The sequence below is a fragment of the Nonomuraea indica genome (assembly GCF_002850745.1).
Lineage (GTDB): Bacteria > Actinomycetota > Actinomycetes > Streptosporangiales > Streptosporangiaceae > Nonomuraea > Nonomuraea indica.
The window spans coordinates 211,937-219,860 of the sequence record NZ_KZ559469.1 but is presented as its reverse complement, the minus strand read 5'-3'; the positions used below and the strand labels follow the sequence as shown (position 1 = coordinate 219,860).

Annotated in this window: 7 protein-coding genes; 1 reads left to right on the top strand and 6 read right to left on the bottom strand. The window is 70.1% G+C overall.

Going from position 1 to position 7,924, the window contains the following annotated elements:
- On the bottom strand, positions 1-799 hold a 799-nt coding region (locus CXR44_RS12645; protein ID WP_245899115.1), incomplete at its 3' end, for an NAD-dependent epimerase/dehydratase family protein.
- A 365-nt stretch (positions 800-1,164) separates the two neighbouring features.
- On the opposite strand from CXR44_RS12645, the gene CXR44_RS12640 reads away from it, so the two are divergent.
- On the top strand, positions 1,165-2,484 hold the full coding sequence (locus tag CXR44_RS12640; RefSeq protein ID WP_180903361.1) for a sensor histidine kinase: 1,320 nt from the start codon (positions 1,165-1,167) through the stop codon (positions 2,482-2,484).
- A gap of 139 nt (positions 2,485-2,623) precedes the next feature.
- Here the strand turns inward: CXR44_RS12640 and CXR44_RS12635 are convergent, their stop codons facing one another.
- The 5 genes from CXR44_RS12635 to CXR44_RS12615 form a co-directional block, all read right to left on the bottom strand.
- Complete coding sequence (locus CXR44_RS12635; protein WP_219601774.1) at positions 2,624-4,471, bottom strand: CocE/NonD family hydrolase; 1,848 nt, start codon at positions 4,469-4,471, stop codon at positions 2,624-2,626.
- Positions 4,472-4,687: 216 nt separating this feature from the next.
- Positions 4,688-5,887 carry a cytochrome P450 gene (locus CXR44_RS12630; RefSeq protein ID WP_101785902.1) on the bottom strand — a complete coding sequence of 400 codons (1,200 nt, stop codon included), beginning with the start codon at positions 5,885-5,887 and terminating at the stop codon, positions 4,688-4,690.
- A 73-nt stretch (positions 5,888-5,960) separates the two neighbouring features.
- Entirely contained in the window at positions 5,961-6,722 is a 762-nt protein-coding gene (locus tag CXR44_RS12625) for an ABC transporter permease (RefSeq protein ID WP_101785900.1), read from the bottom strand.
- Between the two features lie 13 nt (positions 6,723-6,735).
- Positions 6,736-7,500 carry an ABC transporter ATP-binding protein gene (locus CXR44_RS12620; protein ID WP_101785898.1) on the bottom strand — a complete coding sequence of 255 codons (765 nt, stop codon included), beginning with the start codon at positions 7,498-7,500 and terminating at the stop codon, positions 6,736-6,738.
- Positions 7,500-7,847, bottom strand: coding sequence for a PadR family transcriptional regulator (locus CXR44_RS12615; RefSeq protein ID WP_101785896.1), 348 nt, complete (start codon positions 7,845-7,847; stop codon positions 7,500-7,502). Before CXR44_RS12615 ends, CXR44_RS12620 begins: the two co-directional genes overlap by 1 nt.
- Between the last annotated feature and the right edge of the window lie 77 nt (positions 7,848-7,924).

Here is a 7,924-nt window from a genome sequence, read left to right as displayed (position 1 = left end):
GGTGCCCCCCGCCGGGGAGCCATATCGGCAGGTCGATCCACGGTCGCACCCCCGCCGCGAGGATCGTCCCGGCGTCCACCCAGCGCAACTCGGCGTCGGATCCGGTGACCCGCACGCAGCTCTCCAGCAGCTCCCGCGTGGTGGTGAATCCCGGCGGGCTGACCACGTTGTAGGCGCCACCGAGCCCGCGCCCGGCGGCGGACAGGCACCACGAGGCCAGGTCCCGGGCGTCGATGAGCTGGAGGCCCAGGTCGGCGGGGCCGGGTGCGAGCACCGGCCCTCCGTGCGCGATGCGGCTCAGCCACCAGGGCAGCCGCCCGATGTTCTCGTACGGCCCGAGGATGAGCCCGGCACGCGCGAGCAGCGCCCGGTCGCCGAACGCCGCCACGGCGGCCAGCTCGCTGCCGGCCTTGGCCCGGGCGTAGTCGGGGGCGGTGTCGTCGTCCGGCGACGCCGTCACCACGGGCGCGTTCTCGTCGGCGCCCGCCGGCACCGGATAGCGGTAGACCGAACGGCTGGAGACGTAGACGTAGTGGCCGGCGCGGCCGGCCAGCAGCCGCGCGCTGTCACGCACCGCGGACGGCGCCCAGGACCAGGTGTCGACCACCACGTCCCACTCGCCGCGCTCGATCGCGGCGAGCCCGCCCTTGGCCGACCGGTCGCCCCGCAGGGCGGTGACGCCGGCGGGCGGCTCATGCGTGCCCCGGTTGTGCACGGTCACGTCTGCCCCGAGCGCGAGCGCCTCTTCGACGAAGGCGCGCCCGACGAACTCGGTCCCGCCCAGCACAAGCAGCCTCATGCGCTCCACTCTGGCGCGCGGCATCCCGCCGCGGGGCCGTGCACGCCCACAGCGGAACCGCTCACAGCGGAACCGCTCACAGCGGAACAGCTCGCAGCGGAACCGCTCACAGCGGAACCGCTCACAGCGAACCCGCCGGCCTGTGGACCGATCGTGGCGGAATACCCGAGGCGTGCCATGGAAGCGCACGCGGGCGACGGCGACGCTCGTTCGGCGAGCGCCAAGAAACGCCCAACCATCACCCGGCGTGACGGAAAAAACGGCAGCCCGGGCGAACTGTCTGGGTAGCGGTCACAGATAGTGATATGGGGGTCATGTGGATGGTGAAAAGGATTTTTCCTCGCTCGATCCGGGCGCGTCTCACCATGATCGCGGTGCTGGTCGCGGCGGTGGTCGTCGCCGCGACGTCCTCGATCGCCCTCGCCACCGTCCCCGACAGCCTGCGGGGCACGGTGCGGAGCAGCCTGGAGTCGGCCGTCGGGCAGGTGGCCGAGGAGGCCCGCGCCGGCCAGCTCCCCACGGACCTGCGTACCCCGTCCCACCTGCAGCTCCTCCAGGTCGTGTCCCCCCGCGGCGAGGTGCTCGCCTCCACCCCCGGACGGCCCGGCGAACCCCACATCACCGCCATCCAGCCGGAACGCCCCGGCGTCCCGCACGTCACCGAGCACGTCCTGCACTACGCCAGGGACCCCGGACACCACCACTGCATGGTCATGGCCATGCGGGTGCCCACGCCGGAGGGGCCGGTCACCGTCTACGGCGCCGCCTCGCTGGACAAGGTGAACAGCGCCCTGGCCACCCTGTACGCGCTGTTCTTCCTGGGCATGCCGCTGACGCTGGCCGGCGTGGCCGGCGTCGCCTGGACGATCGTCGGCTCGGCGCTTCGTCCCGTCGAGCGCATCCGGTCCGAGCTGGCCGAGATCACCGGCAAGGACCTGAGCCGCCGGGTCCCCGTACCCGGCACCGGCGACGAGATCACCCATCTGGCCCTGACCACCAACGCCACCCTCGACCGCCTCGAACGTTCGGCCGAGACCCAGCGCCGCTTCGTCGCCGACGCCTCGCACGAGCTCCGCAGCCCCATCTCGGGGCTGCGGACGCAACTGGAGTTCGCCGCCGCGTACCCGGACGAGACCGACTGGCCCGTGATCGGCGCCCGCGCGCTGGAGTCCGTCGAACGGCTCACCGGCATCGTCGACGAACTGCTCCTGCTCGCCCGGCTCGACGCGGGCGTCGTGGCCGAGCGCGTGGTCGTCGACATGTGCCACCTGGTCAGGGAGCAGGTGCGGCGCCGCGCGGGCGGCCGCGTCGTGGTCGTCGCCGCGCCCTGCCGTCCGGCCCCGGTCCTCGGCTCCGCGGTGCAGCTCGACCGCCTGCTGACGAACCTGCTGGACAACGCCACCAGGCATGCGACCGCCCGGGTCGAGGCGGCCGTGCGGGAGGACGGGGGCGACGTGGTCGTCACCGTGACCGACGACGGCGCCGGCATCGCGCCGGAGGACCGTGAGCGGATCTTCGAGCGTTTCACCCGGCTGGAGGCGGCCCGCGTCCTGGACAAGGGCGGCACCGGGCTGGGACTGCCCCTGTCGAGGGAGATCGCCGTGGCCCACGGTGGCGGCCTCGTCCTCACCGACCACCGTCCGGGCGCCTGTTTCCTGGTGCGCCTGCCGTTGTGCCCTGACTGACGTCGCGGGCGCCGCGGCCAGGACCGACGTTCAGGCGCCGCGGACGGCGGCCAGGACCGACGGGTCCCAGGTGTACTCGACGAGGTCGAGCTCGACCGCCCCGATCGCGGGGTGGGCGTCGGACCAGTGGAGATCGCTCCTACGGGATGGGCGTGCCGGTGACCAGCGGCAGTGAGACCGACGTGCCGGCCAGGTCGACGGTGACCTCGGCCCCGGTGCCGGGCTCGACGTCAGTCCCGGAGCCGTTGCCCGACTCGTCGAGGTTGAAGTCGTCGTTGGCTCCGGTCAGCACCAGGCCCAGCCGGTGCCCGGCCTTGAACTCGTAGTCCTGCGGCTGCATCTTCCAGGTGATCTGGTAGGACCTGCCCGGCTTCAGCGGTGTCGAGCGGCTCAGCGACTTGTGGTTCTGCGCGTCCAGGATCCCGCGGGTGACGACGTTGAAGCCGGAGGTCGCCGTGTTGTCGCCGGCCTTGAAGTAACAGCCGTCGTCATCGGCGGTGTTCTCGCCGACGCAGTCCTCGCCGCCGAGGATTTTGAGGCCTTCCGCAGTGGTCGCGGTGCGTTCGCGGTAGTTGATGCGGGTGTCGGTGCCGTAGTCGACGAGCAGGACGCCGAGGTTGGCGGTCGGCTTGTCGAGCTTGAGGCGCAGGCTCACCGACGGCGTTCCGGACAGCCGCGTCGCGTTCTTCAGCGGCGGGGTCAGGAAGGCCAGCCGGTGGGGGTTGGCGGCGGCGGGGTCAGCGGCCATCGCGACCTCGGTCTGGGCGGCGTCGAGGTAGCTGCCGGTTCCGGCCGACGGCTCGCGGCCCAGTGAGCCGTCCCGCTGCGGCCGCAGGGTCGTCGTCCGTGCCGGTGCCGGCCAGTCGGCCTGGGTGATCCAGCGGTCCGGGCCGTGCTGCACGTCGACGCGCGGCCGGCGCATGATGTCGTTGGAGACGCCCATCAGCTCGTGGTCGAACCACCGGTGCAGGGTGTCGAGCCACACCTCGCGGCGGGCCCAGAACGGGTCGAGGTGCCCGTACTGGGTCACCCACGCCTTGCGCTGCACCGTGCGGGGCAGCTTGGCCCACCACTCGGAGAACTGGCTGCCGACCACGTTCCGGTCCTGCATGCCCATCACCGCGAAGACGCTGGCGCGGACGTCGCGCGCCTTCGAGATCGGCCCGGTCCGGTAGTCGCGCTCGTGCCAGTAGGCGTTGTAGTTGCCGGTGGCGTCGTCGGAGTCTTCGAGCAGCTTCTGACGCACCGCCGCGCATTTCTCGTCCGGGTCCTTGTCGACCCGCTTGGACTGCCAGGCCGCCGCACCCTTGAACCAGGTGATGACGCCGTTGTTGCGCGAGTTCTCGTATCCGCTGGTGTACCCCGCAAGCGGCACGATCGTCTCCAGTCCCCGCACCCCGGTGCCGGCGACGCCGATGGCGAGGGCTCCTTCGTAGGAGTGGCCGATCATCCCGGTGCGTCCGGTGGTCCAGGTGGCCTTGACCGGCTTGCCCTCGTCGTCGTAGGCGGTCGCCCTGCCGTTCAGCCAATCGACGACCGCCTTGCCGCCGAGCACGTCGGAGGCGCCGTAGGAGGCCGGGCAGCCGTCGGACAGCCTGGTGCCGATCATGTCGACGGACACGAACGCATACCCGCGGGGCACGAAGTAGTTGTCGTAGTACATCGGGAATTTCGTCACGTTCCCGTTCGTGTCGTACTTCTTGTGCTCGATCTCGTAACCGACCCCGGGATCGTCGTAGTACGGGCTCTCGTGCATGATCACCGGGACCTTGAGTCCGGAACCGGATTCTCTCGGCCGGATGATGTCCACCCGGACCAGGTCCTTCTTGCCGTCGCCGTCGCTGTCGACCGGCGACTGCACCCGCACGTGCTCACGGATGGCGTCCTGGTAGGAGAAGACGGGCTGTGTCAGCCCGCCCGCGACTTCGACAGCCGGCCCGGCCGTCGCGGACGCGGCGGGAGCGCCGGCGATCACGAGCGGGGTCACGAGTGCGACTGCGGCGAGGAGCCCTCGCCGTTGCGATGTGGACATGTGCGTACTTTCTGGAGTCGGTTGTCGCGATCACGGGTGCCCGAGGCGGCATGATGTGTTTCGCCTGCCGGCACGGGTCCGCCGACCGGCTCGGCGGGACCAGCGCCTGCCGGCAACGGCCGGCAACGGCCGGCGGCGGCGTGTCGGCCGCGGCCCGTCACGGGCCCGCGGTCACACGTCCCAGGTGACCGGGAGGCTCTTGACCCCGTAGACGTCGGCGGTCTCCGGGCGCAGGGCCACCTGCTCGGCGGGCACGGCCAGGCGCAGGGTGGGGAAGCGGTTGAGCAGGGCGGGGAATGCGACCCGCATCTCGACGCGAGCCAGCTGCTGGCCCAGGCACTGGTGGATGCCGTGACCGAAGGCCAGGTGCCCGCCGCCCCGCCTGCGCAGGTCTAGCACGTGGGGGTCGGCGAAGCGCTCGGGGTCGCGGTTGGCGGTGTTGTACGACAGGATGACCGTCGTGCCGGCCTCGATGGTCCGGCCGCCCAGCTCGACGTCCTCCAGCGTCGTCCTCATGGACGTCTTGACGACGCTCAGATACCGCAGCAGTTCCTCCACGGCCCCGTCGACGAGCGCGGGCTCGGTGCGCAGCGCCGCCAGTTGCGCCGGGTTCCGCAGCAGCGCGAAGGCGCCCAGCGCGAGCATGTTCGCGGTGGTGTCGAACCCGGCCGACAGCAGGATCAGGGCCATCCCCCGCAGTTCCTCATCGGTCAGATCGCTGTCGAGCAGGTCGCTGAGCACGTCGTCGGTGGGTTCGGCGCGCTTGGCGGCCACCAGCTCCGCGAGGTAGGCCTGGGTGGCGGTGTAGGCCGCGATCAGTTCCTCGTCGCCGGCCTCCCCGCCGAGGAACGTGTCGATGTGCTCCTGGAAGGAGCCCCGGTCCTCGTACGGGACGCCCAGCAGCTCACAGATGATGACCGAGGGGATGGGCCTGGCGAAGGCGGTCACCAGGTCCGCCGGTGGGCCCGCCTGCTCCATCGCGTCCAGGTGCTCGGCGGTGACCTGCTCGACGCGTTCGGTGAGCAGCCGCATCCGCCGGACGGTGAACTTGCCGACCAGCGGCTTGCGGTAGCGGCTGTGCTCGGGGTCGTCCATGAGGAGGAACTCGCCGGGGCGCGCCGGAGGGATCTCGATGTCACCGAAGTCGATGGTCGGGTGGTGGCGCATGAGCTCCTTGCGGGAGCTGAACCGGGAGTCGGCCAGGACCGACCGGACCAGGTCGTACCCGGTGATCAGCCAGCCCTGGTGCCCGTCGGGGAAGGGGTACCGGCTGATCGGGCCGTGCTCACGGGCCTGGAGCAGCTCCTTGGGCGGGTCAAAGGGGCAGCCGGGCTGACGGGTGGCCGGCATCGTGGGGACGGTGTGTTCCATGGTCGCTCCTCGGGGCTGGTCGAGATATGACGTGTTTCACGCGCTGTGAATGCCTTGCTTCATCGACAGGGGCCTAGGAGATCCTGCGGCGGTAGGTGTTCATGGCGAGGACGTAGGCGACGACGAGGATGCCGACACACCAGGCGAGGGCGATCCAGATGTCGGTGCCGACCGGCTGCTCGGTGAACAGGGCGCGGATGGCGTTGACGATGGAGGTCACCGGCTGGTTCTCGGCGAAGACGCGCACCGGGCCGGGCATGGTGTCGGTGGGCACGAACGCCGAGCTGAGGAAGGGCAGGAAGATGAGCGGGTAGGAGAACGCGCTCGCGCCTTCCATGGTCTTCGCGGACAGGCCGGGGATGACGGCGATCCACGTCAGCGCCAGGGTGAACAGGACCAGGATGCCGGCGACCGCGAGCCAGGCCGGCACTCCCGCGCTCGAGCGGAAGCCCATGAGCAGGGCGACGAGCACGACCACCACGAGCGAGATCAGGTTGGCGACCAGCGAGGTCAGCACGTGCGCCCACAGCACTGCCGACCGCGCGGTCGGCATCGACTGGAAGCGCTCGAAGATGCCGCCCTTCATGTCCATGAACAGCCGGTACGCGGTGTAGGCGATGCCCGAGGCGATCGTGATGAGCAGGATGCCGGGCAGCAGGTAGTTCACATACGAGTCCGATCCTGTCTTGATCGCGCCGCCGAAGACGTAGACGAACATCAGCATCATGGCGATCGGCATGATCGCGGTCGTGATGATGGTGTCGGGGCTACGCGCGATGTGGCGCAGGGAGCGTCCCAGCAGGACGCCGGTGTCGGCGAAGAAGTGCTTGCTCATCGTGGTTGTCCCTTCATGCCTTGGTGCCGACGAGGGCGAGGAAGACGTCCTCGAGGGTCGGCTGCTTCTCGACGTACTCGACCTTGGCCGGCGGCAGCATCCGCTTGAGCTCGGCGAGGGTGCCGTCGACGATGATCCGGCCCTCGTGGAGGATCGCGATCCGGTCGGCGAGTTGTTCGGCCTCGTCCAGGTACTGCGTCGTGAGCAGCACCGTCGTCCCCTGGTCGGCGAGTTCCTTGACGGCCTGCCACACCTCGATGCGCGCCTGGGGGTCGAGCCCGGTCGTCGGCTCGTCGAGGAAGATGACCGGCGGATCGCCGATGAGGCTCATCGCGATGTCGAGACGGCGGCGCATGCCACCCGAGTACGTCGACACCTTCCGCGCGCCCGCGTCGGTCAGCGAGAAGCGCTCCAGCAGGTCATCGGCGATCTTGCCCGGATTCCGGAGGTGCCTCAGCCGGGCGACCAGCACGAGGTTCTCGCGCCCGCTGAGGATCTCGTCGACGGCGGCGAACTGTCCGGTGAGGCTGATGGACTCCCGCACGTCCGCGGCCTGCGTGGCGACGTCCATGCCGTTGATCCGGGCGGTGCCCGCGTCGGCCTTGAGCAGCGTGGACAGGATCTTCACGACCGTGGTCTTGCCCGCCCCGTTGGAGCCGAGCAGGGCGAAGATGCTGCCCCGTGCCACGTCGAAGTCCACGCCGCGCAGTACCTGCAGTTCCTTGTAAGACTTCGCCAGGCCCCGCACGTGGATCGCCTGGCTGTGCTGTGTCGTCATCAGACCGTCCTGTCCTCTTCACCGGTGTCTTCGCGGAGCTTTTCGAGCCGTTCGGCGAGGAAGCTCCAGGTCCTCCAGAACTCGTCGAGATGCTCGTGTCCCTGAGCGTTGAGGGAGTACACCTTGCGTGGCGGGCCCTTCACGGACGGGACCTTCTCCACGTCGACGAGGCCGCGCCGCTCGATCCTGACCAGCAGGGCGTGGACCGTGCCCTCGGCGATGTCGGAGAGCCCCTGATCCCGCAGCCATGCCGTGGTCTCGTAGCCGTACGCCGGCCGGCCGGACAGGATCGCCAGGACGACTCCTTCCAGAGTCCCCTTGAGCATCTCCGTCAGCTGCTTGGCCATGGCACACCCCCTTTCCCAGCTACTCAGTGCTGCTGACTACCGCTACAAAGTAGCACTGACTACCGGTATATAGCAAC